22 protein-coding genes and 1 pseudogene are annotated in these 26,835 nt (G+C 58.9%); 4 read left to right on the forward strand and 19 right to left on the reverse strand.

Annotation, left to right across the window (positions count from 1 at the left end):
• Positions 1-422 precede the first annotated feature (422 nt).
• From ACP7BS_RS26500 to ACP7BS_RS26510, 3 genes and pseudogenes are all read right to left on the reverse strand, one after another.
• Positions 423-866 carry a hypothetical protein gene (locus ACP7BS_RS26500; protein ID WP_426240484.1) on the reverse strand — a complete coding sequence of 148 codons (444 nt, stop codon included), beginning with the start codon at positions 864-866 and terminating at the stop codon, positions 423-425.
• Between the two features lie 67 nt (positions 867-933).
• Positions 934-1,425, reverse strand: a pseudogene (locus tag ACP7BS_RS26505) (cupin).
• A gap of 46 nt (positions 1,426-1,471) precedes the next feature.
• On the reverse strand, positions 1,472-1,702 hold the full coding sequence (locus tag ACP7BS_RS26510) for a hypothetical protein (protein WP_426240486.1): 231 nt from the start codon (positions 1,700-1,702) through the stop codon (positions 1,472-1,474).
• 257 nt (positions 1,703-1,959) lie between these two features.
• Here ACP7BS_RS26510 and ACP7BS_RS26515 point away from each other — a divergent pair, with 257 nt between their 5' ends.
• Genes ACP7BS_RS26515 through ACP7BS_RS26525 form a run of 3 tightly spaced genes read left to right on the forward strand, consistent with a single transcriptional unit; the run spans position 1,960 to position 6,081 of the window.
• Complete coding sequence (locus ACP7BS_RS26515) at positions 1,960-2,619, forward strand: ABC transporter ATP-binding protein (RefSeq protein WP_426232571.1); 660 nt, start codon at positions 1,960-1,962, stop codon at positions 2,617-2,619.
• On the forward strand, positions 2,616-5,021 hold the full coding sequence (locus tag ACP7BS_RS26520; RefSeq protein WP_426240487.1) for an ABC transporter permease: 2,406 nt from the start codon (positions 2,616-2,618) through the stop codon (positions 5,019-5,021). The genes ACP7BS_RS26515 and ACP7BS_RS26520 overlap by 4 nt, the downstream gene beginning before the upstream one ends.
• On the forward strand, positions 5,011-6,081 hold the full coding sequence (locus tag ACP7BS_RS26525; RefSeq protein ID WP_426232542.1) for a lipocalin-like domain-containing protein: 1,071 nt from the start codon (positions 5,011-5,013) through the stop codon (positions 6,079-6,081). Before ACP7BS_RS26520 ends, ACP7BS_RS26525 begins: the two co-directional genes overlap by 11 nt.
• Positions 6,082-6,236: 155 nt before the next feature.
• Here the strand turns inward: ACP7BS_RS26525 and ACP7BS_RS26530 are convergent, their stop codons facing one another.
• The 13 genes from ACP7BS_RS26530 to ACP7BS_RS26590 all read right to left on the reverse strand — a co-directional run bounded on the left by ACP7BS_RS26530 (position 6,237) and on the right by ACP7BS_RS26590 (position 23,154).
• Complete coding sequence (locus ACP7BS_RS26530) at positions 6,237-6,587, reverse strand: hypothetical protein (RefSeq protein ID WP_426240488.1); 351 nt, start codon at positions 6,585-6,587, stop codon at positions 6,237-6,239.
• An 836-nt stretch (positions 6,588-7,423) separates the two neighbouring features.
• Positions 7,424-9,361: an AI-2E family transporter gene (locus ACP7BS_RS26535; RefSeq protein ID WP_426240489.1), complete on the reverse strand. Its 1,938-nt coding sequence runs from the start codon at positions 9,359-9,361 to the stop codon at positions 7,424-7,426.
• 1,646 nt (positions 9,362-11,007) lie between these two features.
• On the reverse strand, positions 11,008-11,544 hold the full coding sequence (locus tag ACP7BS_RS26540) for an OmpA family protein (protein ID WP_426232539.1): 537 nt from the start codon (positions 11,542-11,544) through the stop codon (positions 11,008-11,010).
• Between the two features lie 12 nt (positions 11,545-11,556).
• Positions 11,557-12,222, reverse strand: coding sequence for a L,D-transpeptidase (locus tag ACP7BS_RS26545; RefSeq protein ID WP_426232538.1), 666 nt, complete (start codon positions 12,220-12,222; stop codon positions 11,557-11,559).
• A gap of 234 nt (positions 12,223-12,456) precedes the next feature.
• Positions 12,457-13,362 carry an alpha/beta hydrolase family protein gene (locus ACP7BS_RS26550; protein ID WP_426240490.1) on the reverse strand — a complete coding sequence of 302 codons (906 nt, stop codon included), beginning with the start codon at positions 13,360-13,362 and terminating at the stop codon, positions 12,457-12,459.
• 14 nt (positions 13,363-13,376) lie between these two features.
• On the reverse strand, positions 13,377-14,135 hold the full coding sequence (gene kduD / locus ACP7BS_RS26555) for a 2-dehydro-3-deoxy-D-gluconate 5-dehydrogenase KduD (RefSeq protein WP_426240491.1): 759 nt from the start codon (positions 14,133-14,135) through the stop codon (positions 13,377-13,379).
• Positions 14,119-15,204: an ABC transporter ATP-binding protein gene (locus ACP7BS_RS26560; RefSeq protein ID WP_426232535.1), complete on the reverse strand. Its 1,086-nt coding sequence runs from the start codon at positions 15,202-15,204 to the stop codon at positions 14,119-14,121. Before ACP7BS_RS26560 ends, kduD begins: the two co-directional genes overlap by 17 nt.
• A gap of 9 nt (positions 15,205-15,213) precedes the next feature.
• Complete coding sequence (locus ACP7BS_RS26565) at positions 15,214-16,266, reverse strand: carbohydrate ABC transporter permease (protein ID WP_426232534.1); 1,053 nt, start codon at positions 16,264-16,266, stop codon at positions 15,214-15,216.
• A complete protein-coding gene (locus ACP7BS_RS26570) occupies positions 16,263-17,279 on the reverse strand; it encodes a carbohydrate ABC transporter permease (protein WP_426240492.1) in 1,017 nt (338 codons plus the stop codon). Before ACP7BS_RS26570 ends, ACP7BS_RS26565 begins: the two co-directional genes overlap by 4 nt.
• A 110-nt stretch (positions 17,280-17,389) precedes the next feature.
• Complete coding sequence (locus ACP7BS_RS26575) at positions 17,390-18,658, reverse strand: ABC transporter substrate-binding protein (RefSeq protein WP_426240493.1); 1,269 nt, start codon at positions 18,656-18,658, stop codon at positions 17,390-17,392.
• A gap of 82 nt (positions 18,659-18,740) precedes the next feature.
• The gene (locus ACP7BS_RS26580) at positions 18,741-21,224 is read right to left on the reverse strand and encodes a hypothetical protein (protein ID WP_426232531.1); all 2,484 of its coding nucleotides are present in this window, start codon (positions 21,222-21,224) and stop codon (positions 18,741-18,743) included.
• On the reverse strand, positions 21,221-22,057 hold the full coding sequence (gene kduI / locus ACP7BS_RS26585) for a 5-dehydro-4-deoxy-D-glucuronate isomerase (RefSeq protein ID WP_426232530.1): 837 nt from the start codon (positions 22,055-22,057) through the stop codon (positions 21,221-21,223). The genes ACP7BS_RS26580 and kduI overlap by 4 nt, the downstream gene beginning before the upstream one ends.
• Entirely contained in the window at positions 22,054-23,154 is a 1,101-nt protein-coding gene (locus ACP7BS_RS26590) for a glycoside hydrolase family 88/105 protein (RefSeq protein ID WP_426232529.1), read from the reverse strand. The genes kduI and ACP7BS_RS26590 overlap by 4 nt, the downstream gene beginning before the upstream one ends.
• A 114-nt stretch (positions 23,155-23,268) precedes the next feature.
• Between ACP7BS_RS26590 and ACP7BS_RS26595 the strand changes: the two genes are divergently transcribed.
• Positions 23,269-24,336 (forward strand): LacI family DNA-binding transcriptional regulator, encoded by a 1,068-nt coding sequence (locus ACP7BS_RS26595; protein WP_426232528.1) that lies wholly within the window; start codon positions 23,269-23,271, stop codon positions 24,334-24,336.
• Between the two features lie 65 nt (positions 24,337-24,401).
• Here ACP7BS_RS26595 and ACP7BS_RS26600 read toward each other — a convergent pair whose 3' ends face one another.
• The 3 genes from ACP7BS_RS26600 to ACP7BS_RS26610 are packed head-to-tail and all read right to left on the reverse strand — an operon-like array spanning position 24,402 to position 26,828.
• Entirely contained in the window at positions 24,402-24,665 is a 264-nt protein-coding gene (locus ACP7BS_RS26600; protein WP_426232527.1) for a hypothetical protein, read from the reverse strand.
• A 9-nt stretch (positions 24,666-24,674) separates the two neighbouring features.
• Positions 24,675-25,370, reverse strand: coding sequence for a hypothetical protein (locus ACP7BS_RS26605; RefSeq protein WP_426232526.1), 696 nt, complete (start codon positions 25,368-25,370; stop codon positions 24,675-24,677).
• A gap of 60 nt (positions 25,371-25,430) precedes the next feature.
• On the reverse strand, positions 25,431-26,828 hold the full coding sequence (locus tag ACP7BS_RS26610) for an APC family permease (protein WP_426240494.1): 1,398 nt from the start codon (positions 26,826-26,828) through the stop codon (positions 25,431-25,433).
• Between the last annotated feature and the right edge of the window lie 7 nt (positions 26,829-26,835).

Here is a 26,835-nt window from a genome sequence, read left to right on the forward strand (position 1 = left end):
TAGTCACTCGGTGGCGTAGCCAGTCACCAATCTACGGTCGGTAACCTCGTGTTTGCCGAAGCAAAACTCCTCCAACTCCAAGTCAACTCGATCCTTGCTGCAAATGTGCTAGACGGCCGCGGTGGATATCACGCCTGATATTTTGACGAAGATACCAAAGTGTGCCGCGGAACCAGCATCTATCAGCCTCGGGAAACGTACAGCGCGTCGGTCGTTCGCACTCATTTCTGCGCCGCTTCTGAATGTAGCGAAGCGGACGCCGCTATGACTTGCTCCGTTTCAAATATGAGCCAGCGAGGATTGCACTGAGCCTTGAAAATAAGCGCAACTCCAGCAAAGTCACCTGATCAACGAACGAATTCGTTTTTCAAATTGAATGCGAAACAGCTTAATGCAACGGCGCTGGGCCGCAATCATAGCTTTCAGCGCGGCTCCTTGTCAGCAATCGCAGCGAAATTTATCGGATTTTGGGGTGAAGGTGAGTTGGCAAGGAAAGAGGAGATAGCGATTAGAACATCGGCGTAAGTGGCCTCAGTTTTTCTCTGGTCTAAGAGCCTAGCTGTCCTTTGCGGGACAGCGAAATCTTCTACCAAACGGGAGATGTAGAGCTTGCAGAACCACCGCTGTTGTGTCGCGATATCGGGCGAATGCGTCTCGCCCAGCTCGTCTTCGGCGTTCTCCCTTAACGAGCCGTAGAATTCGTTATCGTGTTGTGACCCCGAAATAGGTTCGTCAAGTGATTGCATAGATGAATGAACCGGAATGATGCGATACAGATATGGTTCTCTGAAAATCCGGCCAGCGTAAGCGGGATAATTCAATCGGCCTGCGCTGAACAATTGCATTTTTGAGTCTTCGTCGGCCACGGATGGCACAGCAACATTCCGCTCCTATTGAGCATTGGCGAAACGTTCTCAATCTCTACGAGGTCGGTTACCGCCAACATTCAATAAGATATCCTTTTGCCCCTTGCACCGGGTCTATCTTAGGGATCGGCAGCGACGATATTCGTGCCTTCATCTCGCTAGAGGGCGCTGACGTCTGGATGTCAGCCTGTTGTCCGACAGGATAAGCGCCGACGACCTCGAAGTCTGGAGAGCAGCCCAAGTTCTGGTGTCCCGTTCCCGCTGGCAGTATCAGGCAGTCGCCGGTGCCGGCTTCTATTGACTGGCCTCCCGGACCTCCGATTAGGAGAGTGGCAGAGCCACGGCCGACGCCCAGCACTTCGTGTGCGCCTGAGTGGTAATGCTGATAGTCAAAAACACCGTTTCTCCAGATACCGGTCCATCCGTTCGCGGCGAACATGGTTTCAAAATCTTTTGACGAGCCATTGTTGGGCAGGGCGTCGCTATAGAGGAGAACTGCGAGCCGCTAATTGTTTGGAACCCAGGCGCTGGGGGGGAATAGGATCTGTTCCTGTTTCATACATACCCTCCTTTCGAGCCATGCAGCTTGCCGAAAGCTGTCCTCGTCATTTGTCGGCAGCGTCGCCGTTAATGTCATTCAGCGACGGGAGAAACGTCTCGACGTCCCTCTTCTCACGATCTGATAGAGAAGCTATGCGCTTCTCCCAGAAATCGGCGGCTTCGGGTGGGTTGTTTTCCCAGTCCCGCGTCGAGCCGAGATTGTCGTCGATCACGGCGACGCGGCGGCCACCAAGGCGCCGGTATTCGTCGGCCAGACTTTTCGATTGGTTTTCCAAACTAAGCTCCTATGTTCAAACTTGCAGCCAGCTGTTCGCGACACAACGAACCGATCACAAATGAGTTCCGTATTACTTCCCCTTAAGCATGATGCGGGCTGGCATTTAAGGCACTACAGAGGCTAGGTACCCTCGATTTGCTGTCACGTTATCGGCGGGAGCGGTGGGAACAACGCCACTGCCAAAGGTTGATTAAAACGGGCACGAAGCGATCAGATTTGGCCGATTTCGCGGCTCAAAAAGACGATACGAGATTTATGACCCTATCCATGACCGCCGTTCGAAAGTCCTATACAACCGCCGAGGGGGTCATAGAGATCCTAAAGGGCATCGATCTCGACGTTGGAGCTGGCGAGAGTGTCGCGTTGACCGGTGAATCCGGAAGCGGCAAAAGTACGCTGCTCCATCTAGCCGGTGGTCTTGATCATGCGGACGGTGGCTCTGTTCTTATGCAGGGACAGGACCTTGCTCAATTCGGTGAGCGGGAAAGAGCCAACTACCGTCGAACTCAGGTCGGTCTCGTCTTTCAACAGTTCAACCTGATCCCGTCGTTAAACGTTGCCTCCAACATCTCATTTCATGCCAAGCTTGCTGGACGTCATGATGCAGCGTGGGAGGTTGACCTCACGGAACGCTTGGGTTTGGCAGCCTATCTTGCCCGCTATCCCGAACAACTGTCGGGCGGGCAACAACAACGCGTCGCGATTGGTCGAACCTTGGCAGCTCGTCCACCGCTCATTCTTGCTGACGAGCCGACAGGAAATCTGGACGAGGCGACTGGAGACGCGGTCCTCGATCTTATGGTCTCATTAGCGAAGAACGCCGGGTCCGCTCTTCTGCTGGTAACGCACTCAATGAGGCTCGCGGATCGCCTTGACCGGCAGGTCGTCCTTCGTGGCGGCAGGATCGTCGAATGACCTTTGCATTGGCGGCGCTGCTTTCACATTGGCGACGGAAGCCACTTCAGCTGCTAACACTGGTGATGGGGATCGCGCTCGCGACCGCGCTGTGGTCTGGCGTGCAGGCAATCAATGCCGAAGCCCGGGCAAGCTACGCCCGGGCGGCATCCGTTTTGGAGCAGGGGGCGCTTCGGCAAGTCGTTTCTAGGGACGGCAACGGGATTTCGATCCAGACGTACGGCAAGCTTCGTCGCGCGGGCTGGAATGTCTCACCGGTTATTGAAGGCACGTATCGGTTCGGAAATCTAAGGATCAAATTGATCGGTATCGACCCGACCAGCATGCCGAGGGAGGGGCAGGTGGCATCCATCACGGATGGATCTGATTTCTCAGACCTTCTGTCCGGCCCCGGCCAGCTTGTGGTTTCAGCTGCCACTGCCGAGAGGCTTCGTAGCGCCACGGAAATGCGGCTGAAAGTCTCCGAGAACGTCCCCGATGAGGCCGCCTTCGTAGATATCTCCGTTGCTGACAGGTTGCTTGCAGCTCATGGAAAGATCAATCGGCTAGTCGTCGCGTCCGAACAGCGTCCCGGACTGAAGCCGATCGACCAAGTTGCTCCGGAGATCACACTGCGGGAGACCTCAGACACGTCAGATGTCGCCCGGCTTACCGACAGCTTCCATCTCAACTTAACAGCTTTCGGGTTCCTCTCTTTTATCGTCGGACTTTTCATCGTGTATTCGGCGACCGGCCTAACGTTCGAGCAGCGGAGGGGAACCTTCCGCACGTTGCGATCGCTGGGAGTTTCGCTCCCGGCTCTGACCGCAATGCTCGTGATCGAGCTTGCGGCATTGGCACTGATCTCTGGTATTCTTGGTATCGTTCTGGGGTATTTCATCGCATCTGCGCTCATGCCGGGTGTCGCGACCACCCTTAAAGGCCTTTATGGCGCGAGCGTCCCAGGCTCGCTTTCGGTACGCCCGGAATGGTGGGTAGCGGGATTGGCTATTGCTCTCGGCGGGACGGCTATATCTTCCGTCCAAAGCCTGTGGCGGGTTTGGACGCTTCCCATATTGGCTGCCGCCCAGCCGCGTGAATGGGCGAGAGCGTCCGCCAAAACCCTTGCGTACCAAGCGTCCGCAGGCGGCGCACTCCTAGCGCTGGCCGTGATCCTGGCGATTGCAGGCTCAGGGCTCTTGATGGGTTTTGGCGTCCTTGGAGCACTGCTGCTTGGTTGTGCTCTTATGTTGCCTGGGCTTCTAGCCCTCAGCCTCGCACTCGCTGAACGAACCTCTCGCACAGCCCTGACCCAATGGTTCTGGGCGGACACACGTTTGCAACTCCCCGGGCTGTCGCTTGCGCTCATGGCACTCTTGCTTGCCCTATCTGCAAACATCGGCGTAGGGACAATGGTTTCCAGCTTTCGGCTGACCTTCCTTGGGTGGCTGGATCAAAGATTGGCCGCCGAATTGTACGTAACTGCGAAAGACGAGGAAGAGGCCAAGCGTTTGCGCGAATGGCTTCCGCAACACTCCACCGCGATCTTGCCGATTTGGAGTGTCGAAGGGGATGTTCTGGGCGAGCAGCTCCAGGTTTTCGGGGTGGCCGATGATCCGACGTACCGAGACAATTGGCCGTTGGTCGTCGCTGACAAAGACGCCTGGGATGAGGTGTCTTCTGGTAAAGGAGCGCTGATCAACGAGCAGATGTGGCGACGCGGCGCGGCGAAGCCGGGGCAGACCATCGCGATGCCGGGCGGGTGGGACGCAACAGTCGTGGGAATCTATTCCGACTACGGAAATCCTAAAGGACAGGTCATAATTGGGATAGATGCGTTGGTTGCCCATTACCCCAATGTTTCCAAACTCCGCTACGGCATTCGCGTGCCGCCGGAAAGCGCTCCGAAACTCAAGCAGCAGCTCGTGACCCAGTTCGGTCTGCCCGAAACCTCCATTGTCGATCAGAACTCGCTAAAAGCACAGTCGCGGGCGGTTTTTGAGCAAACCTTCGCCGTCACGGGAGCGCTCAATGTTCTGACGCTTGCGGTGGCGGGGTTCGCGATGTTTTCGAGTCTTCTGACACTCTCGGGTATAAGGTTGCCTCAGCTTGCGCCTGTGTGGGCGATGGGTATTAGGCGGCGGCATCTTGCGCTTTATGAGGTCGCTCGCACTTTAGCTCTCTGGCTTGCCACGTATGTCGCTGCCATCCCAGTCGGTCTTGGTCTGGCGTGGGTGCTGTTGGCCATCGTCAATGTCGAGGCGTTTGGATGGCGTTTGCCGATGACCGTGTTTCCTCTCGACTGGCTATGGTTAGGAGCTGTTGCTCTAGTGGCCGCGATTTTATCTGTTCTGGTGCCGGTTCGACGCCTAGCCACCATCAACCCAGCCGATTTGCTCAGGATATTCGCCAATGAGCGCTAAAATGGTGATGTGGATCTTCGCGGCGCTACTGTTGACCGCCTCAGCGGGACAGACCCAGACCCAAGGATTTGCAGGGCTCGGCTCGGACGCGAAGGGTTTCGCCATTCCACATACGGGATCAGCGTTATCATTCCCGGTCGATCACGGGGCTCACCCTGATTACCGGATTGAGTGGTGGTATGTGACGGCTAATCTTCAAGATGAGGATGGCAAGCACTATGGAGCGCAGTGGACCTTGTTCCGGTCCGCTTTGGCACCGGGCGTCAATCAAGGGTTCGCTGATCCGCAAATTTGGATAGGACATGCGGCCATCACCACGGACGACCACCATTACGTCGCAGAACGCCTTGGCAGGGGTGGGGTCGGGCAGGCGGATGTAGTCGCATCGCCGTTCGAGGCCTGGATCGACGATTGGCGGTTGGCGGCGGTGAACAAGACGGCACGAGACCAACTCAACGACCTTGCTGTCACCGCAAACGGGGGCGATTTCAATTACAGCTTGAATCTGAAGGCAACCGGTCCCTTGGTGCTTCAGGGCGATCGCGGATTCTCCGTCAAATCGGCGAGCGGGCAGGCGTCTTACTACTACTCGCAGCCCTTCTACCGGGTTTCTGGCACAATCAACGTTGCTGGTTCTGACGTCCAAGTGAGCGGCAAGGCGTGGCTTGACCGAGAGTGGTCTTCTCAGCCATTGGCGGAAAACCAGACCGGCTGGGATTGGTTTTCTCTGCACTTCGACACAGGGGACAAACTGATGGCGTTCAGACTTCGCGACGACACGGATGGGTTCATCTCGGCAAACTGGATTTCGGCGGATGGCAAGACCACCCCGATTTCAAAAGAAGACATACGACTGGACCCGATTCGCCAAGCAAAGGTGGAAGGGCGCGAGATGCCAGTGGGATGGCGCATTCAAATCCCCGCGAGATCCATAGATATCACAACGCAGGCTTTGAACGATCAATCATGGATGCGGACATCGACGCCATATTGGGAAGGTCCGATCTGGTTTAATGGCACCGCGACGGGGATAGGGTACTTGGAGATGACTGGATACTGACCCGTTTTCGTCGCTGGCATCGAAAATACCCCGCTTGCACACTTTGCTCAAGCTGCGGTCGCGGCGCTTGCCCGAGTGGGCGAACCTACTATGTCTTAAATAATCGTGGTCCCGGTCGGTTCCACGATTTCACACGAGGGGTGATGCGGGCCGAGTCACACATAGCCGACATGCTGACCAAACGGGACATCCTCGTCGAGGTTTCCCGAGCCGATACGTTCGCTCTCACCGGAAAGGAGTTCGGCACTCTCTTTATTCGTGGGAACAGCGTCTGATCCTTCGTCGTCAACATCGCGCCCGGGAACGCTATCAGCATCGGTTTCCGCAGGGCTCGCTCTCTCGTGGGCGGCGCCGTCATCTCGTTTGCGTTTCTCAATGGCTGCATTGATCGCAGATTGGCGGTGCGCGACCCAAGCTGCGTCCGGTTCCGCAAGCGAAAGGCTTGATTCGACGCGGGTAGCGGTAGATGGGGAGGAAGATGAGACTTTTGTGATCTTGTCGACCATGGCTTCCCCTTCAAATTTGATCTCACCTAAATATAGGCGCTTTCGGGCTACAAGCGAGCGGTTGCCTCAACGCTTGAACGAATAGATCAGAGCTAAGCAGGCCCGGCTCGTGACCTCATGCACCCAAGTTTCAGGAAGCTGTCGTTGCAACATCTTTGCTCACGCACACTCGCAACGAGAGAGCTAGTGCTATCTCTAAGCTCAGCAAGAATTCACACTGATACACAGACTTGCTGTTGTCGTAGGCGATCTGCTGCGGTGGCCACGTTGCCGATTGATTCCATTGGGTGGAACCCCCTCTGAAGCCCCGCGTTAGCTGGAGAGGTCGCAGCTTGTGTCAACCGGACGCGACAGGGATGGCGAACGCAGCGATTTTTCCGGTTCTCGCTGCGGGCAACGAAATGCCAGTCGAGCGCCCCACCTGTCCATGCCGCGATCTCGGCCTAGTCGGAGCGCGACAATATAGATAATCACGCTATCGTTGTTAGTGGCCTCAAACGGGCAGGCAACAGCGGACCGCTGACGCCATGGCCGACCTCTCCATGACGCGCCGGGAGCAAATGGTGCATTTCAAGCGCACACCCACGAGGCCATCAATCAATTGTTCCAGTTCCGACAAGTAAATCCAACCGAGCTCGAGGCGTTTAAGCCCAACTATGTTTTGATTCTAGGGATGCGGTGCGACCTGAACCACCCCGCCTGTTAGTTTGCGGGGTGGATCGCTGGGGTCGACTTTTGGGGCTATGTGAAAATCCTTCGAGACTTCTGTCGGTCCCACCCCGCTAAGACGGCGAAAGCTGAGCTTGTTTCACCAATCCGATGCCGCTGGTTTGGTATCAAGCCACCAAAGAGGGGTTTAGGCGAGGGCGGGGCCGCAGCAACGGTCTGACGGCGCTTTTGAGCGCAACCGGTTCAGCATTGCTCAAAGCAGATCGCGTTGCTTCGGTAAGACTAAGTGAGACGAAGTCCGCGTTGATTTCATCGGGCGCAATCTGGGCGGAACGTTCACTGTCCGCCATCGGGACCACAATACCAACCCGAAGAGACGGTTTCCGACGCTTTAGACGTCGGATAATCTGGCGAGCTTGTGATTTCGAGTTTCCGTTTAAGAAGGCGATTAGAACCGTGTCTGCATTAGAAGCTTCCAACGGGTCGGAGCCCTGCGGGTCGTTGAGGACGCGGTTGTCGGCGACGTGAGCACCTTGCACTGCAAGTATCTGTGCAAGCATTGACGCGACGGCATTGTCCATCGCGCCTCTGCCTCCAAGGCATAATATGGATCGTCCCCTGCCGTCTGGAAGGTCAAGTTCGTCGGCGGCCTCGGCAGCGTCAGTCTGTGCTTGCTCGAGCTCCTCGTCCTTCTCTTCTTCGTCCGCCATGTCGGCGAGATTGCCAATCAGCGTCTGCATGCTCGCCGCAACGAGTGCGATCTGCGTCTCGGTCATTACACCGCGCTGACGGTCCATTTCCCCCAGTAACAGCGCTGGAAGACCAACATTCTCGTAGTAGTCGATCAGATAACCCTCTTCGAGGAAATCCTCGGCATTATCGGTAGCCTCGCTTGGATCGCCAGCGAGCAAACGCTGATAAAGCTTCTCCTGCGGTTGTAGGACGGGTTCATTACCGAGAAGCACATCCAGGAAGCTGAATTGGGGTACATACCTGCCTAACACAACGAGGCATACGGTGAGGGGCGTCGACAGCATCAGTCCGAGCGGTCCCCACAGCCACGACCAGAAAATAGCTGAAATAATAATCGCCAACGGAGATAGCCCGGTATGACTACCGTACAGCCAAGGCTCTATGACGTTATTACTAATGACCTCGATCGTTATGAATAGCGCGGCGACCCATGCCACCAAGGACCAACCTGGCGAGATTGCCAATGCCAGCAATAATGGCAGGATCATTCCGATGACTGGGCCGATATAGGGAACAAACCGGAGTACCAGAGTGAACAAGCCCCAAAGGATAGCGTTTGGTATTCCGAGCAACCAAAGACCGAGCGTTATCGGGACGGCATAAAGAGAATTTACGACGAGCTGCATCAGAAGATATTTGCCGACCCTGGTTCCCGCGTCCTGAAGGGCCGCGGTTGTCCTGTGAAGGTCGCCGAGGCCGACCAGCCTAATGAAACGGTCGCGCAGGTCCTCACGCTCAAGCAACATGAATATCACAAGCACTATGACGAGACCCGCCGTTGCAAACGGGCTGATCAGTGGCAGGATAACGTTCACCAGTGTTTCGATCGGTTTCGAGGGGGTCACGATCTCAACAGGAAGAGGTTCGCGCTGCTGCGTTGACGAAGGTGTCTCATCCCGAGTTTCGGTTGCTCGATTTTGCATCTCGGCTCCGACACGCTCGACGACCTTGGTCAGGTGTTCGAATATGCCCGTCCCCGTTCCGGCCTCACGTAGTGCGTGTACCTTGTCGATGATATTGCGCTGATAAGTAGGGATGTTGTCTGCGAGGTTTGCAACCTGTCCTGCGACGATGAAACTGAACGTGGCGATCACAAGGAATGCGGAAGCCACAGTTAGGACTACCGCCGCGATTTTAGGAATGTATCGCTTTCTGAGGAATGTGACGATCGGCGCCAGCGTGAAAGTCAGGAGCAGCGACAAAGCCAGCGGCACGAAAATATCCTGGCCGACGCGCAGGAGCACGGCGGCCCCGATCAGGATCAGGATCATTCGTCCAGACAGCGTCGTATTTACGAATGTCCCGGAACTTGGCGCCGTGCCCCCCGTATCCGTTGTTGTCAGGTTGCTCATGAGCTCATCCTCGTTAAAGGCTTTCTCGCCAATGATCTGTTTGTTCTAAAGTATAACAGCACCGCGCTTTATCGAGGTGTATACTAAAATATACCCTCGGTGAGCCAGCACCCGTGCTAGCTCCGATCGGCCTCGTCGGGTATACCGATGTGCCCCGGGAAATTGACGTCTCTGATAGCGCGTTCGCCAGCTTCGGGTTCAGAAGCCCGGGGAGCCGAGATGGCCGAGCCAAAAGTTCAAGCTGGCGAGACGAAGTCCGCTGCCATAGAACACATTCACGGGCACGAACATTCGCGCCTCAGCCTAATCCGCTTGAGGCCTTTCGGTTACGTTTCAAGAGTGGACATGTCCTCCAAGGAGTCAGAATTCTGTTCGAAGGCCATCCGCCGCTTCCAGAGTATATCCCGCATTCCTTCAATAACCTCGAGCGTCGTATACCCAGCCTTTGAGAACTCGTCGATAACATCGCCCAGAATAGAATCTAGGTGCTTTTGGAGTTCGAGATGACGATCATCCGTGTTCGGTTCGTGCAGTGGACTTTCAACCATAGGACAACTCCCTTCGAGCGGCTAACTCGAAACCAAGCATTAGGTTGCACGCCGTAAGTTGTGAATGGCATCTGCAAAAATGTCATTGGCGCGCCTCGGGGGAATGAGCAGCCGAAGCAACAGATCCTGACCACGCACGGCGCAACACTGAAGCTGGCGTTGACCGTGAACGCCTTCGCGCCCTTAAGGCCAAGATTGCGAGCGCATTATGAGCCTTCGCCCGCCACACCATTGCCAATGCGGCACCCGTATCATTCCCCACGGTGAGCGTTGCTCTTGCCAGATCGCTGCGACCCGCGTCCGTAACGCACGCCACGATGCACGCCGCCCTTCGGCGCGGAAGCGCGGCTATGACGGCGAATGGCGCAAGGCCCGCACTGAATACCTCACGATGCACCCGCATGGCAGCATGTGCGCGCAGAGTGGCCATATCCGGCCCGCTACTGTGGTTGATCACATTAAGCCGCATCGTGGTGAACTCAATCAAGCAGCGGCAGGTGCGCAGCCGATGAGTTCATCGCTGAAGCCGGTTCCTTCGCTCCATAAGAAGCTCGTGTTCGACAAGTCGCTTTCCCGCGTCAGAAAGACCTGTTTCGTCGGTCAAGCCAAGCTCCCGACATTTCCGGTCGATTTCGTTCGGGAGGGTGGCGCTCTCGTGGTCGCAGAGGCGCACGAGACTGTCCCATTCGTTGTAAGTGAAGTCCCACCTAGTCGTCATAAAGTGCCTCCCACTGTCGAACCGATCAAAGATAGCACGCTTTTGCTTTTTTTGGCCTGCCGTACCTTCGATGTTTGCGAGACATGTTATTGTTAGAACGCGAGGCTGAACGACGAGAACGAACAGATTACCGATCTCCTGACCGGGCTGACGAGGGCATGTCGCACTTTCGTATGCTTATAAAAGCCAAAAGCTGATGTGACGTCGTTACTCGACCTTAAATCGAAAGTCGTGAGGTCTTCTTGGCAACCATCGTCGAAATTGACTTGATCAATCCACCACATAATGCAGCCCGCCGCCTTCCTGAAACGTGCCGGAAAACTCTACTCCCCGGCGATCCAAAATGCCCGGAGGCCGATACGCGCACAAGTCACCTGCGATCAGGTTGCATCGCGCTGGGTGCGCAGGTTGGAGACAACGCGGCGATTTTGCACCTTGCATGAGCGGTCGGTACAGTCGCGCACTTCGCGGTCGTTGCCGTAGCCCTTGGCCCACATGCGCCCGGGGTCAACACCCTTCGAAGCGAGATAGGCCATCGTCGCATCGGCGCGCTTTTGCGACAGCGCTTCCATTTTGGACGCTGACCCGGAATCATCGGCAAAACCTTGCAGCTTGAGCAACCAGGTTGGGTTCTTGTTGAGCCAATCGGCCTGGTTATCCAACGTTGCCTTGGCAACGGAATCGAGCGCGGCCGAGTCCTGCGTAAAGTAGATCCGCCGGCCGACATTGAGGATAAAATCCTGTTCGCTACCAGACGAGACGGTTTCGAAACCGGGCGCTGGATCGTTGGTCTGGCCGGTCATCGGCACCGCCGCAGGTTCTTCGACGGAGGCGATTTCGGTTGTGTTGCAGGCGGCGAGCACCAGGAGCATGGCCGCGGCTAATACGTGCCGCGTATATCCGATCATAGCAGGCATCAGGGAAATTCCTCATTCGACCGGGGTAGCGTCACTGACCTGGGGAGCCTGGTCGGCAATATGCGGCAGAACCTGCACTGCGGTGCCGATGGGACAACGCTGGTAAAGGTCGATGGCGTCTTCGTTGAACATGCGGATGCAGCCGCTGGAGGCATCCTTGCCGATGCTGCCCGGTTCCAGCGTGCCATGGAAGCGATAGCCGGTATCTACGCCGTCGCGATGCAGATACATGGCGCGGGGGCCGAGCGGGTTCTTGGGCGAGCCTCCATCGACAAATTCGGGCAGTTCGGGATGGCGTTTGCGCATATCCGCAGGCGGCGTCCAGCGCGGCCACAGCGATTTCTGGTCGATCGTGGCACGGCCAAACCACTTGAAGCCATCGCGGCCGACGCCAACGCCGTAGCGGATGGCCGTCTTGTTTTCCATGATCACGTAGAGAAAATGGTGCCTCGTATCGACAACAACCGTGCCGATCGGCTCGCTGCTGAAATATTTGACGACCTGGCGGCGCCACTGCTTATCGATCTTGGCAAAATTGGTCGTCCGGAACGTCACGCCATTATCCACGGCCGTACCGGCAAAGTAGGAAGCCGCTGCCGCCAATACCGGGTTCTGGACTGTTCCGGCGCCAAATAACGCCAAACCACCAAGTAGCATATCCCTGCGAGTCGACACCATCGGCAATTTCCCCCAAAGCCAATCATCGAAATGCCAGTAAATCAGATTTTTCATTTGCCACAACAGGAAATTCTTCGGCCTCGGTTCTTTCGTCGAACTTCTGAGATGCCAGTTGTGGCGTGCAGGCCAGCGGGAATGGACGTTTTGGGAGGTGGCTCAGCCGTCCAAAAGTACACCGAGGCATAATCAGCCGTATGCCGCAAAGACACCCTCTCTCGCTTGCGCTAAAGGCGCTCAAGGGAGCGGTCGCGATAGATGCTGCTTGAAGAAGTCAATGACTGCGCGCCGCATTGACGGTGTTTCCCGATGTCCGATGCCAGCCTCTTCCAATAGTGTGACGGCGGTTTCGGCATCAACGGTTTCGTAGACGGTCAGCGTCTCGATGAAAGCCCGATGAATCGCAAGCGGCGGCGTGAGCGGATCGTCGAGACCGGCACAGATGAGCTGTGGGCGCGGCGCGATCAGCCCGGCGATCTCGCCGGTCGAGGTCTCCGCGAGAAGGCCGGGGATGGTGAGATAATGGCCATGCAAATCATGAGCGCCGGTCTCGACCAACATGGCGAAATCGGCATAGCAGCAGAGATGGGCGGCCGCAGCAATGCGTGTGTCAATTGCGGCTAGATAATAGGTAAGGGTGGCGCCCATCGAGATACCTGTCATGCCGATCCGGCTGGAATCGACGTCCGCGCGTGCGGCAAGCCAAGTCAGGGCGGCTGCCTGTTCGCCAAGCATTTGGCCGAACAGGGTCTGGCCGTGCCAGAGGGCCGCCTTGGTTGCGGCGCTTTCGGTTACATCAGCGCGTCCGCCGAAGACCGGCATGTCGATGCAGAGCGCCACATAGCCTTTCCGCGCCAGAACGGGGCCGGGGGCGTCAAGGAGGGCAGGACGTCCATAAATCAGTTCGCTGGCGCCAATATCGTAGCGGGCCCCATGCGCATGGGCGTAGAGGATGGCAGGTCCGGGCTTGGTGTTGCCGGCCGGCCTGGTCAGTAAGCCGCGGATTTCCGTGCCGCCGGGCAAGCGGAACCGCAGGTGTTCGACGGTGTAACCGTCATGATCTTCGACAGTTGACGCCACCAGTTCCAGCGCTGGTTCCGTTACGCGAAGCAGGGATCTCAGCCGTTCGATAGAGATGGCCATTCGCGATCCCCGGCTTAGCGCACCAGCCAGCCGCCATCGACCGGGACGGTGATGCCGGTGACGTAGCTGGAGGCTGGAGAGGCAAGGAACAGTACTGATGTTGCAAGATCGTCCGGCGTACCCCAGCGGCCCATCGGTATGCGGGCGGAGATCTGGGCGTTGCGGGTGGGATCGTTGCGCAATGCCTCGGTATTGTCCGTCTCCATGTAGCCTGGAGCGATGGCGTTGACGGTGATGCCGTGCGGCGCAAGTTCGTTGGCCATGGCTTTCGTCAGGCCGGCAATACCGTGTTTGGACGCGGTATAGGCGGGCACGCGAATGCCGCCCTGGTAGGACAGTATCGATGCGACGTTGATGATCCGTCCCGCCCGCTTCGTCTCGACCAAGTGCCGGGCAACAGCCTGCGACAGCAGGAAGGCAGACTTGAGGTTGACGTCGATGACGGCGTCCCAATCCTCTTGCGAATGATCGAGCAGATCGGCGCGGCGGATGATGCCGGCATTGTTGACGAGGATATCGATACTGCCCAGCGCAGAGACCACCGACCCAATGACATCTTTTGCATTGAATTTCTGCGAGAGATCGACTTCGAGTTCGTGAAACCTGCGGCCGTTCTGGCGGATGGATTCGGCTGTTTCCGGCATCGGGCTGGAGCCAAGGGCAGCGATATCGGCACCGGCGCGGGCGAGCGCCAGCGCCATGCCCTGGCCGAGCCCCGTTCGGGCGCCGGTGACCAGCGCAACCTTGCCAGAAAGATCAAATAGCGTGCTCAAGGCGCAACCCCTTCTCGTTGAACAGATGCAGTGGGGCAGATGACAACGACAGGCGGATATCCGCACCCGGCGTCAGGTTATGCTGTCCTTGTACGACAACCAGAATTTTCTGGCCGGCGACGTCGGTATGGAGGATGGTTTCGGAACCGAGTGCTTCGACCAGCTTGATCTTGGCTGCGATACCGTCGGAACCATTGGCGATCGAAACGTGCTGGGGTCGGACGCCGAGCGTGATGGGCGCGCCCTTCGCAATGCTGCTTGCGGTCACCGGAAGCTCCAGCCGGTTACCGCCGGCGAAGGTGGCGACGGCCTTGCCGGAGGATGATGGTTCCACTGAGCCTTCGAGGAAGTTCATGTGCGGCGAGCCAATGAAGCCGGCGACGAAGCGATTTGCCGGCGTATTGTACAGCTCCATCGGCGTGCCGATCTGCTCGATGCGGCCGGCGCGCAGCACGACGATCCGGTCGGCAAGCGTCAAAGCCTCGACCTGATCGTGGGTGACGTAGATCATCGTCGCGGACAGACGGGCATGAAGGGCCGCCAGCTCGGCGCGGGTCGAGCCGCGCAGTTCGGCATCGAGGTTGGACAGCGGTTCATCGAGCAGGAAAGCGACCGGGCGGCGCACGATCGCCCGGCCGATGGCGACGCGCTGGCGCTGGCCGCCGGAGAGCTGGCCAGGACGCCGGTCGAGATAGTGCTCGATTTCCAGCATGCGGGCCGCTTCAGTGATGCGTGTGGCAATCTCGGCCTTCGGCATCTTGGTGTTTTCGAGCCCGAAGGCGAGGTTCTGGCGCACACTCATATGCGGGTAGAGCGCATAGGATTGGAACACCATGGCGAGCCCGCGATCGGCGGCGGGGATTGTGTTGACCACCTTGCCGTCGATGGCGAGTTCGCCGCCCGACGGCTTTTCAAGGCCGGCGATCATGCGCAGCAACGTGGACTTGCCGCAGCCGGACGGGCCGACGAAAACGACGAGTTCGCCGTCGGCAATCTCCAGATTGATGTCATGGATCACGTCGACTGCCCCGAAAGACTTTGCGACATTGGTGAGTTTGATATGTCCCATGATGAACCCCTATTTCAGGCCGGTTCCGGCAATGCCGGTGGTGATGAAACGCTGCAGGAAGAGGAAGACCAGAACCACGGGAATCATGGTCACGACCGTCATCGCCAGGATGAAGTGCCATTGCACGTTGAGCTCGCCGGAATAGATGCTGAGGCCGACCTGCAGGGTGTAGAGCTCCTTGCGCGACAGCACGATCAGCGGCCAGAGGAAGTCGTTCCAGCGCCAGACGACGGAGAAGATGGCGAGGACGGCGAGCGCCGGTGCGGACAAAGGCAGGATGATGCGCCAATAGATCTGCCATTCCGACGCCTTATCCATACGCGCGGCGTCCAGCAACTCGTCGGGGATCGTCAGCATGTACTGCCGCAGAATGAAGACGCCGGTCGGCGTCGCCACTGTCGGCAGGATAACACCCCAGAGATTGTTAAACAGACCGAGTGCCGAGACGATGGAGTAGAGCGGCACCATGATTACCGACAGCGGCACCATCAGCGTCGCGAGGATCAGAAGCATCGCAAAAGTGCGGCCGCGGAATTCGTATTTGCTGAGCGCAAACGCTGCCATGGAATTGACCACCAGCGTGATTAGCGTTGCGGTCACCGTGACGAAGACCGAGTTCCAGAGATAGCGGACGAAATCGAAATGGGTGAACGGCTCGGTGTAGTTCTCGGTTGCGAACGACATCTGCCGGACCGGCGTGCGCTTGGCGATGTTGACCTTGACGATCTCGGCGGGCTTTTCGGGATCGACCATCTGGCTGACGGTTCCGATCCGGCGAACTTCTGCGAGCGTCGCCGTGCCGCCATCTTCAAGCGTTGCGGTGTAGAGATCGAGCGGCTTGTCATAGCCTTCGACCGTCACCTTCTGGGTGACATAGGGCAGGATGGTCGGCGGGAACTCGGCGAGAGCGGCGGGTGACTTGAACGACGATGCCGTGAGCCACACTGCCGGACCGAACATCACGAACAGGCCCACGATCAGCCAGACCCAGGTGACGATATCCGTCCAGTGCCAGCCTTTGCCGCCCTTGCGGCGAAGCAGGAATTCGATCGCCCGGCTCATTTGCGGGCTCCCTTCTTTTCGCTGGAACGGCTGAGGCCGAGCTGCATCAGTGTGAGGACGACAAGCACGAGGCCCATCAGGATGGAGGCGGCGGCAGCAAGGCCGGGATTACGCAGCTGTGCTGCAAAACCGGTCTCGTAGATGTATTGCGTGACAAACAGGGTGCTGGTGCCGGGCCCACCGCCGGTCAGCACGTAGACTTCATCGAAGATCTGTACCGCGCGGATCAGCACCAGCACGATGACGACGAGCAGGTTCGGCATCAGGAGCGGCAGGGTGATGCGGCTAAAGACGCGCATGGCCCGGGTGCCGTCCATCTCGGCTGCCTCATAAAGGTCCTTCGGAATGGCCTGCAGGCCGGCGAGGATGATCAATGTGTAGAAGCCCATATGCGCCCAGATCGAGACGCCGACGGCGGCGGCAAAGGCCCAGTTGCGGTCGTTCAGCCAGACATGCGGTTCGAAGCCGAAGCCGTAGAGGCCGAAGTTCAACAGGCCTTGGCGTTGCAGGATCCATTTCCAGATCAGGCCGACGACGACCGGCGACAGCAGCACCGGAAAGAAGAACACCGCGCGCCAGAAGCTGCGCGCCATCAGGTTGCGGTTGAGGATCAGGGCGGTGATCAGCGACACGGCGATCATCAGCGTGACCTGCAGGATGACGAACCAGCCGGTATTTCCAACCGCCGTCCAGAACGTGTCCTCGGCGCAGGTATTGGGGTTCAAATAATTCGAGCAGTCGAACAGCCTCGTATACTGATCGGCCCCGACAAAGGTGCGGTCCGACAGGAAGAGCGCGGTGCCGCCGGTCATGGAATAGGCGAAATTGATGAAGAACGGCAGGAGTACGAAGACGCCGAAGATCAGCATGTTCGGCAAGAGGAAGAACGCCGCCATGCCGCCGAGACCAAACTTCTTCTGGACCCAGCGCAGGGGTGCATCGATGATGCCCATGGCAAGGCGCACCGGTACCATGGCGGTCTCGCCCAGGCTCTGGCTGGATATTTCTGCCATTATCGATCACTTTCCTCTTGCGCGTTGAATGGCGCTGCGGCTCGTCTTCCATAAAAGATGTAAAACGGGCGGCTGTGCGGGATTGGCCGCCGCCGCCCGCGTGTTCTCAGTTAGAGAGCTGAGTCCTTGACCTTGGCGGCGATATCCGCGTCGATGCGGCTATAGGCTTCGTCAAGCGTCATCTCGCCGGCAGCCGCCTGGCTGACGCGGGTAACGAGAGCGCCGTAGATCGTGTCGGACCAGGCCCAACCGGGCAGCTTGCGCGCGAGGTCGGCGAGCGACGTCGTTGCCGTCACGAAGATGCCGAGCGCCGTCTTGGCCTGTGCATCGTCCGTCTTGAAGTCCAATCCCTTTTCGATCACGCCCTTGTGCGCTGGCAGGAACAGGGTGCGCTCGGAAAACTCTTTCACGACCGGTTCGCTTGCCAGATAGTCCATGACCTTGGCAACGTCCTTGGGGTTCTTGGTGTACTTGACTGCTACCAGACCGGCGCCGCCCGGCATGCCGGTGCAGTTTGCCGGGCCGCAGGGGCTACCGGTCGCGACCCAATCGAAGTTCGTGCCGATTTTCGTCGAGAAGTTCGGCACTTGCCACGAGCCGGAATAATAGAACGCGACCTGGCCGTTAATGAAGTCGTCGGCGCCGGCGCGGTAGGTCGAGCCTGCGGCCGATACCCAGACGTCCTTGCTCATGGTGCCGTCTTCGATCCAGCCGATGAACTTGGAAATGAAGGCTTTCGAACCCTCGTCGAGCGGTGCCGGCTTCCCGTCTGCACCGATGTAATTGGCGCCGAAAGCTATGTCGGGTGCTGTTATGCGATGCCCAGATCTGTCCAGTGCCATCGGGAAGGGTATCTGCTGGCTTTCGGCGACCTGCTTGGAGGCCTTGGCCCAGTCATCCCAGGTTGCATCCTTGCCAGGCAGGGCAACGCCGGCCTGTTCGAACAGCGTCTTGTTGGCAAAGCCGCCGGTCAGCGTGATCTGCGTCATGAAGCCGGAAATCTGGTCAGTGCCGTCGGGGCGCATCCAGTCGGCCTGATCGCCGAAATTCGTGTCCCAATAGGCAGCGTCGGCCACGAGCGGGCGCAGGTCGAGCCAGTGCTTGCTCAGTGCCTTCAGATTGGTGACGCGGGCGATATCCGGGCCGTCGCCGGCCTCAAGCTGTACCGGCAATTGTTCGCGCACGACGCTGTAAGACACGTTGTCGATTGTGACCTTGATATCCGGATTGTCCTTCATGAAGCGGTCGATCAGGTCTTTCAGGACCTCGCCTTCGACGCCATCGGAATACCACATGATGCGTACGTCCCCGGCAAGTGCCGCCGTGGAGGTCAAAAGCCCGACGGCGAATGCCGCGAGCATCGTTCTGGTCCTGGTCATGTCTTCCTCCTCCTGTGGGTGCGGGCCTTCTCCTTGCCCGCATTTGAACGGGCGCCGGCTTCTCCTCGCCGGCGCTTCGCCTCTAGTGTGCGGTCAGCATGGCAACCTCGCCCGCGACCGTGAAATCCTTGGGAACGATCATCCGGCCCTCAGCCTCGACCGTTCCGTCCCTGCGGAAGGTGACCGTGCCGTAGTCAGGGTCCTCGATCACCAACGACCCGTCTGCCATCTCTGCTACGGACAACGAAGCGAACCGGCTTTCTACCACCTTAAGATCAGAAGCTTCGCAGACCCGGACGATCCAGCGGGTATTCTGGCCATATTGGCGCAGTTCCGCATTGGCTGAAGGGCCTGTCGTCACCGGTTGCAAATCCGTGCTGCCTAGAAGGATCGCCGCGCCGCCGCCGCTGCGGGCAATGGCAAGGCGTCCGCGAACAGTGCTTTCATTGAATTCGTCGACCGGGAACCAGGCGTGGGTAAAGTCGGGCTGTTCTTCGAAAGTCAAAAAATCGAGTACGGCCAGCCCTCGGTACTGGTGGGCGCGAGGGAGGGTGCCGCACCCGCCCCAGAAGGACGGTCGGCCGTACCCGAACTGAATTGTCTCACCCGGATGGTTGATCCAGATGGCGGCTTCGGGCCGCTTGCCCAGGCGCAGATGCAGGATGGTTTCCTGATAGCCCCATTCGTCCCAACGGTAATGGGCGGCGGATCCCATGGCGAAATCGCGGCCCTTGTAATGATAGAGCGCTGCAAACCGGTCCTGGCCCTGCGCAAACCGCCATTCCTGATGCTCGTCGGCCTGATGGCTGGCAACGGCGGCGAGCGTTTCGGGAATGACCAAGCCATGATCGCGCAGGCAGACAGCAAGCTGCGGCAGGGCATGGACGCGGCGGCCGTACCAGCCGGCACCCCAAAGCAAACGGGCAACACCCGAAAGCTCCAGCGAGCGGCCGGCGCAAAGCGTGTGCTCATAGGAACGCCCCTGCGCTGCCGTGACCATGCCGTGGTGGGCGGAGCGGGCGATCACTTCGCAGATGCGCACGATGCCTTTCTTTGCCCGCTCGGCGATATCGGCATCGGGCGATAGGGCGGCGAGTGCCGTCAGGCCCTTGAGATCGATCGGGAAGTAAGGTGCCGAGTTGAACTCCGCCATTTCCCACGCTTCGAAATGATCAAGCCAGGCGCGTACGCGGGCGGCTCCGATAGCGCTCTGCTCGGCACCCTTGCGGCCGGAGCGGGCGAAGATTTCACCGGCCAGCAGGTGTCCGGCGAGATAGGCAGAGGTATGGAAAAGCAGGGCATGGTTTTCGGAAAAATACCACTGAACATCGTTGCCGGGTTCGTCCATCCAATAGCGGAAATCGAGGATGGCGCGGTCGATGCGCGCGCGGGTCTTTTCACCAATGTCCTTGCCCCAGACGGTGCGCGACCAGATCAGCGGCACAAGCGAAAAGTCGGCGCAGTCATGGCAATCCTCGATCGACGGCAGGATTTCCTCGATCATCGCGTCGGTATCGGCGCCGCTCCGGTCGCTGGCGAGCCGTGCGAAAGCGCGGACAGTGTCGCGTTCGGATAATTCCGAGACTTCGGTCAGCGTCTCGGTGATGCGATCAGCAAGCGTCGCCGGTGCCTTGCCCTGGCGGCCGGTATGGCAGATTTCGATGCCGAGCGAGCGCGATGCGACGAATTCGCCGGCCTTGAGCGTAATGCGAAAATGGCGGAAATCGGCGGGTGCCGCTTCCGAAGGACCGATCACCAGACGCGCTTCGCCAGCCTTGAGGACAAAGTCATAATCGAAGCGTTCGGTCGACATGAAGTCGCCCTCGACGGTGACATTCACAGCGACATCCACCGGCAGGGCCTCGGCAAGCCGCAACGTGATGTCGCCTTCGAAGTAAGCGGTCCTGTCAAAATGCATGCTGTCGAGGGCGGTCTCGATCGTCTCTGCCACCTTGCCCTCGATGGGCACGGGAACGGCGACGCTGGCGACCGGGCCATTGAGGTAATCGAGCTGGAAGAAATAGCGGGCGTCGCGTTCGGCGAGATCGTCGAAGAAGATCGTGACCTCGTTTAGCCCTTCCTGCAGCGTCAGATCGAATTCCGCCTTTGCCTCAAGATTGCGGCTGTAGGGCGCCATCCAGCCGGCCTCATTGCCGTTTAGCCAGAGGACCGCGCCGCCGCAGGTGCCGAGCCGAAGCTTGGCGGTTCCGGGTTTCTCTGCGGCGATGAACGTGCGGGCAAAGGTGGCAAGCCGGGTCGGGCGGAACCAGAAGCCGGAAAGATCGAGCCGAGGCGATCCGAACGGCAGCCACCAGCGGGCGGCCTCGAAGGAGCCGCGCACGTCAGGGCGCTTACCACGATAGGTTTCGGCAAAGATCGTCCGGCAAGGATATTCGTGCGGAATGAAGTTCTTGTGTTTGGTGAGAAAGAAGAACGGATCCATCTCGCCTTTCATCGGCGCGTCCGGCACGTCGAAGCGCTCTTCGGCAATCGTTCCGAGCTGCCAGTAGCGGATGGCATCGCCGGCGTTCAATGTGCGGTTCATCAGGGATGTCATCGGGGTCATTTCAGCTCTGCCAGGGCCACCGGGGCCACGTCGTTATATTCCTGGTTCTCTCCGGTCATGCCCCAGACGAAGGCATAGGGACCGGTGCCGGCGCCCATGTGGATAGACCAGGCGGGTGACAGGACCGCGTCGCCGTTGGCGACGATCAGATGACGCGTCTCTTCGGGGCGACCCATCAGATGAATGATGCGATCTTCCGCCGCCATGTCGAAATAGCAATAGGCTTCCATGCGGCGCTCATGCAGATGCGGCGGCATGGTGTTCCAGACACTGCCCTCGGCCAGATCGGTGATTCCCATCAAAAGCAGGCAGGACGGCGTAACTTCCGGATGGATGTACATCGCGAGGCGGCGCTTGTTGGAGCGGCGGCCGTCGCCCAGATCGACGGCCTTCGATTCCGCCTTCTTAATCAGCTTGTGGGGAATATCGGCACCGGCCGGAACGGAGTTCATGTAGAAGCGGGCAGGGGTTTTGCCCAACAGGCTTTCCATCGAAATTTCTCGCGCACCACGGCCGAGATACAGAACATCACGGTTTTCCAGTGTGAAAGATTGCCCATCGACAGTTACAGTGCCCGTACCGCCAAGATTGGCGATGCCCATTTCGCGTGCGGACAGAAGATAGGGCGTGCCGATCTCGTCGCCGGAACCGAATCTCACGCTTCTGGAAACCGGCATTGCGCCGCCGAGCAGCAGGCGATCGACATGGGTATAGGTGAAACTGGCCGCGTCCGGCACGAACAGGTCGGTCATCAGGAAGGCACTGCGGAGTTTTTCCGTATCATAGCCTTTGACGTCTTGCGGGGCTGCGCCGTACAAAATCTTCATCGTCATGCTACTTGTCCTTCTTGTCCGACGTGCTGCAGGCCTTCGGAAAGACACAGGATGGCGAGTGCCTGGCCGTAGCCGGTCGGTTGAATGGGAATGTCCTTGTAGAACTGGAGATCGTGGCCCATGCGGGTGCCATAGGAGACGTTTCCGACGGTGCCGGTGTCGTCGATATTGTCCATCACCACCTGCAAGGCCCTGAGGCCTGCAGTGCGCCATGCCGGGGTGCCGAGGCCGAGGCGGTAACCTTTGAGCAGACCGTAGCCGATACCGGCCGTCGCCGAGATTTCCTCATAGGACGAGGCATCGTCGAGCAGAGTGCGCCATGCACCGGATGGAGCCTGTAGTGACAGTAGCGCATCGACCTGCGCGACGAGAACGCCTTGAAGGAAATACTTCACCGGCTTGGCGAGGTCGGCGAGATCGAAGAGATCGAGCAAGCCTGCCGTAATCCAGGCATTGCCACGCGCCCAGCGGGCCTGGGCGAAATTGTGACGTCCGTCAAAAGTCCAGCCATGGAACCAGAGGCCGGTATGGGTGTCAGCAAGGTAGCGGGTATGGACGAGGAACTGTCTCGAGGCTTCGTCGACCAGTTCGCGGCGGCCACTTGCCTGGCCATAGGATGCGAGGAACAGGGCGACCATATAGAGCGTGTCGTCCCACAGTTCGTCGTGATTGACCTTGTCGGAGACATGATGTTCGAAACCGCCTTCCGGGGTGCGGCCGAGCTCTGCCATCACCCGGTTTGCCCATTCATCGAGTACCGGCTGCCAGCGGGGATCGCGGGTCTTGGCCCAGAGCACCGACAGGCCGAGCATCGGTGCGGTGGTGTTGACGTTGAGTTGGGGCAGGCCGGCCTCGATACGCTGCTGATACCAGGCTTCGACAAGCTGGCGCAGATCGTCGCGGCCGGTGAACAGCCAAAGCTTGATGAGGCCATAGAGACCAACGCCCTGCGGCCATTCCCAACTGTCGAAGCTGATATAGTCGCCAGCGGTGCCATCGAGATTGGGCTCATGGAAACGGCCGTCGTGCTTGAGGCCGGTCGTTCCGGCGACAAGGCGATCGAGACCGTTGCTGATATCGCGGCCATTTGGACCCATGAATGCTCCTCCACATGCACCGCTCTTCGAGGCGGCTCGTTAAAGAAATAATGCACGTCGAATTTTGTTGCGCAATCTGAAAATTTTTCTCATGTTGATGCCACGGAGGTCGATATGGCTGTCAAACCCATCGCGGGCAAACGCGGAAAGAAGAGCAAACGCGTGCGCCTGGAGGATATTGCCGAGGCGTGCGGCGTGTCGCTGAGCACGGCCTCACGCGCCATTGCCGGCGAAAAAGGTGTCAGGCCAGAAATTCGCCAGCAGGTGCTCGAAGCGGCGAAGCTCGCCAATTATGTGATCCCGACGGCTGTCGCCGGTCAGAAAGTCATTCTGGCGGCATCCAGTGCGGCAATGATCGATTACGTGCGCAACCAGTTCACGCTCTATGTGCTTGAGGGCCTGAAGGAACGGGCGCAGGCGCTGGGGCTCGAGATCGTCACGCGGCCGATCGCCGACCGCAATGAGGAATTGGCGGTGTTGAAGGAGGCGCAGGATGATCCGCAGGTCGCAGGTCTCCTGTTCCTGACCGTCGATGACGAGGGCATGCTGGCCGCAACCCGCGGTTTCGACAAGCCGGTGGTGCTGCTGAACAGCGATGATCCGTTGATGCGGCTTTCCAGCGTCACGCCCTGCAACCGGTCCAGTGCGCGGCTGGCAGCCGATCATCTGATCGGGCTCGGCCACGAGCGAATCCTGTTCCTGATGCGTCCGGGTCGGCGCACCATCGAGCGGCGCTATGAGGGCTGGAAGGATGCGCTGTTGCATCATGGTCTTGCCGCGGATGCGGATCTGGTTGTTCCCGTCGAGGACTGGTTGCCGGAACTGGCAGCACAGGCCATCGCATCACGGATCGATGCGCGCGGGCTCGATTTTACCGCCGTGCTGGCCGCCGGCGATAGCTTGGCCGTCGGCGCGATGATGGGCGTCCAGCAACGGGGTTATACCGTGCCGGGCGATGTTTCTGTCATGGGCATGGACGACCTGCCGCAGGCGTCCTTCCTCAACCCACCGCTGACGACGATGCATATCCCGATGCGAGAAATCGGCTCGGTCGCGCTCGATCTCTTGCGTGACAGCCTGTCCGGTCTGCCGATGCCACCGCGCCGCGTAGAACTCGCCTGTCATCTGGTCGAGCGCGCATCGACGGCCACCTGCCGGTCGCTGCCGGTCACGTCGTTTTAACGCATCGGCCCGCTCGACAGCCATTGCCCGGCTTGTGATTCCTGGGCGGTCTCCGTTTCTCCGATTTACAGTCCATGCTTGATCGAAAAACGGATCCGTGCGCGGCGATAGGCGTCCGGGATCGACAGGGCCCAGACAAACAACCCGCCCGCATGCCGTCCGATAAAGGATTGGTCCGGCGTGGTGGTCATATAGGTCAGGAACGAAAACAACAGGACGAACAGCGCGAATGCCAGCCCGCGACGTGCCTCACCGATGGCGACATGGCCCGCACCGGGCAGGATGATCGACAGAAGAAGAACGAGATAAGGATTTACCGGTTTCGACACATGCAGCCTTCAAGCAACTTGCAAGACAGGTGGTCTGTCTGCTTCGGAGTAAATCGTACTTAGGACTGCCGCTAGCGAAACGGCCTTTGCGATCGTTGCGGCAGGAACCGTCTCGAGGGAAAATCGCGCCTGTCGTAGGAACATATGCGCCGCACGTTCACCTTGCGATGCCTGATAGACAAGCCGGGTTGCATTTGCGGTAATCACCGCTTCCTTGACCTTTTGGTCGACGAATAGCCGCTGAAAATGCCGGCCGGCGATCGCCGCCTGTTCAGAGCTAGCGCGCCCGTCGCCGCGCATCAGCAAGGACATGTCCATCTCGGGCGGCCGCATCCATTCCGCAAAGCCATGAACGAGCGAATAATATTCTGAACCGGTCGGACGGGCGAGCGCGCCGAGCGACGGGCAGTCGCGCAGCGCGCTTTCGAACAACGTCACCTTCAGCCAGAGCTGCGGCAGACGGCGCGTCACCATCGTATCGGCGATCAGCTCGAGCCTAACACGGCGGCCGTCGCCGATCCGTCCCGTAACGATAGGAAATTCATCCGGTGCCATGCCGATGCCGGGTTCGCTGAGCAGCCCGTGGGCTTCATCAAGCAAGCGGCGGCGCTGTCGCATGGCCTCCCGATGTCCACTTACCGCAGCGCGAATGAACCAGGCGACGGCCAAAAGGGCAAAGGCGAAGAGCAGATAGGTGATCGTCAACGCTGATCCCTCCAGATGGTGGACCCGCAGCCATTGATCAGGCTGCGGGCTGTGTTCAGATCAATACCCTTCGGGCCGCGGCCAGGGCATGGTGAACTGATCGCCACGGCGCACGAACCGGTAACGCCGGAAGTGGAACCACAGCGACGCGATAATATAGAAACTGACCATCGCGATGAGCTGTGTCCCGTATCCGAGGAAGACGGCGACATAGGCCGTGGCGCAGAGGATCAGGAGAACGATCGTCGGCAGGGGATGCATCGGATGGACATAGCCGCGCTTGATGGTGTCGAGCGGCCATTTCCTGCGGAACATGACCATATTGAAGGTCATGAACGTATAACCCAGCAAGCCGGATAGGATCGAGAATGTCACGACCTGGTCGAGCGGTGCGCCCAGTGCGAAGATCAAGGCGATCGGCACGAGGAAGATGATCGAACGGTAGGGCGTGCGATAAATCGGATGCACCGCGCCGAACCAAATCGGCAGATAGCGGTCACGGCCCATCGAGAACCAGGCGCGCGAAGCATCGTTGATGCAGCCGTTTGCCGAGGCAAGCGTGGAAAACATCGTGCCGATGAACAGCAGAACCATCAGGCCACGATTGCCCGTGACGCGGGCCGCATCAAACAGCGGCGTTCCGGCCTGGCCGAGATATTCCCACGGAATAAGACCGGAGCAGACATACCAAGTCATGGTCGCAGCGATCAGCAGCGTCATGATGCCGGCCATGGTGCCATAGGGCAGCGAGCGAGCAGGAGAACGGACTTCCTCGGCCGCCTGGCAGGTGCCCTCGATGCCGAGATAATACCAGAGACCGAAATGCAGGGAAGCGAGAATGCCAATCCAGCCATAGGGCATCGGATCCGTCGTCACCGCCGAGAAATCAAGCGGCACGCTGGATACACCAAACTGCACCGACAGGAACAGGGCGATGATGGCCATGAACGCGACTGCGGTGATCACGAGATTGAACGTCAGCGTCGCCAGCACGCCGCGATAGTTCAGCCATGCCAGAAACATTACGCAGAGGACGATGAACGGCTGCTGGTGCAAGCCCGTATGGCCTTGCATGCTTGCCACCGTGTCGAGCAGGAAGCCGATGGTGATGGCGTTGGCGGCCTCAAGCATCGTATAGGCCATGACCAGGAACAACCCGACATTGAAGGCCATCAGCGGACCGACGATGTGCTTGGCCTGCGCGTACTGGCCGCCGGCTGCGGCGACCGTCGAGGTCACCTCGGAATCGATCATCGCCACGCATGTATACAGCAGGCCGGCCACCCAGCAGGCAATCAGGCCGGCAATCATGCCGCCTTTGCCGATTGCGAAGTTCCATCCCATATATTCGCCGACGAGAACGATGCCGACGCCAAGTGCCCAGATATGAGCGGGGCCGAGAACGCGCAAAAGCTGCAACCGTTCAGGCTGGCCGGTGGTGGTTTTCGTGTCTACCATATCCGGC

The sequence above is a fragment of the Pararhizobium sp. DWP1-1-3 genome (assembly GCF_049896125.1).
GTDB lineage: Bacteria > Pseudomonadota > Alphaproteobacteria > Rhizobiales > Rhizobiaceae > Pararhizobium.

Bases quoted from the DNA above. Each gene is read 5' to 3' on its own strand.
- ACP7BS_RS26515 (WP_426232571.1), top strand. From the start codon at position 1,960: ATGACCCTATCCATGACCGCCGTTCGAAAGTCCTATACAACCGCCGAG.
- ACP7BS_RS26520 (WP_426240487.1), top strand. From the start codon at position 2,616: ATGACCTTTGCATTGGCGGCGCTGCTTTCACATTGGCGACGGAAGCCA.
- ACP7BS_RS26525 (WP_426232542.1), top strand. From the start codon at position 5,011: ATGAGCGCTAAAATGGTGATGTGGATCTTCGCGGCGCTACTGTTGACC.
- ACP7BS_RS26530 (WP_426240488.1), bottom strand. From the start codon at position 6,587: ATGGTCGACAAGATCACAAAAGTCTCATCTTCCTCCCCATCTACCGCT.
- ACP7BS_RS26535 (WP_426240489.1), bottom strand. From the start codon at position 9,361: ATGAGCAACCTGACAACAACGGATACGGGGGGCACGGCGCCAAGTTCC.
- ACP7BS_RS26540 (WP_426232539.1), bottom strand. From the start codon at position 11,544: ATGCCTGCTATGATCGGATATACGCGGCACGTATTAGCCGCGGCCATG.
- ACP7BS_RS26545 (WP_426232538.1), bottom strand. From the start codon at position 12,222: ATGGTGTCGACTCGCAGGGATATGCTACTTGGTGGTTTGGCGTTATTT.
- ACP7BS_RS26550 (WP_426240490.1), bottom strand. From the start codon at position 13,362: ATGGCCATCTCTATCGAACGGCTGAGATCCCTGCTTCGCGTAACGGAA.
- ACP7BS_RS26560 (WP_426232535.1), bottom strand. From the start codon at position 15,204: ATGGGACATATCAAACTCACCAATGTCGCAAAGTCTTTCGGGGCAGTC.
- ACP7BS_RS26565 (WP_426232534.1), bottom strand. From the start codon at position 16,266: ATGAGCCGGGCGATCGAATTCCTGCTTCGCCGCAAGGGCGGCAAAGGC.
- ACP7BS_RS26570 (WP_426240492.1), bottom strand. From the start codon at position 17,279: ATGGCAGAAATATCCAGCCAGAGCCTGGGCGAGACCGCCATGGTACCG.
- ACP7BS_RS26575 (WP_426240493.1), bottom strand. From the start codon at position 18,658: ATGACCAGGACCAGAACGATGCTCGCGGCATTCGCCGTCGGGCTTTTG.
- ACP7BS_RS26580 (WP_426232531.1), bottom strand. From the start codon at position 21,224: ATGACCCCGATGACATCCCTGATGAACCGCACATTGAACGCCGGCGAT.
- kduI (WP_426232530.1), bottom strand. From the start codon at position 22,057: ATGACGATGAAGATTTTGTACGGCGCAGCCCCGCAAGACGTCAAAGGC.
- ACP7BS_RS26590 (WP_426232529.1), bottom strand. From the start codon at position 23,154: ATGGGTCCAAATGGCCGCGATATCAGCAACGGTCTCGATCGCCTTGTC.
- ACP7BS_RS26595 (WP_426232528.1), top strand. From the start codon at position 23,269: ATGGCTGTCAAACCCATCGCGGGCAAACGCGGAAAGAAGAGCAAACGC.
- ACP7BS_RS26610 (WP_426240494.1), bottom strand. From the start codon at position 26,828: ATGGTAGACACGAAAACCACCACCGGCCAGCCTGAACGGTTGCAGCTT.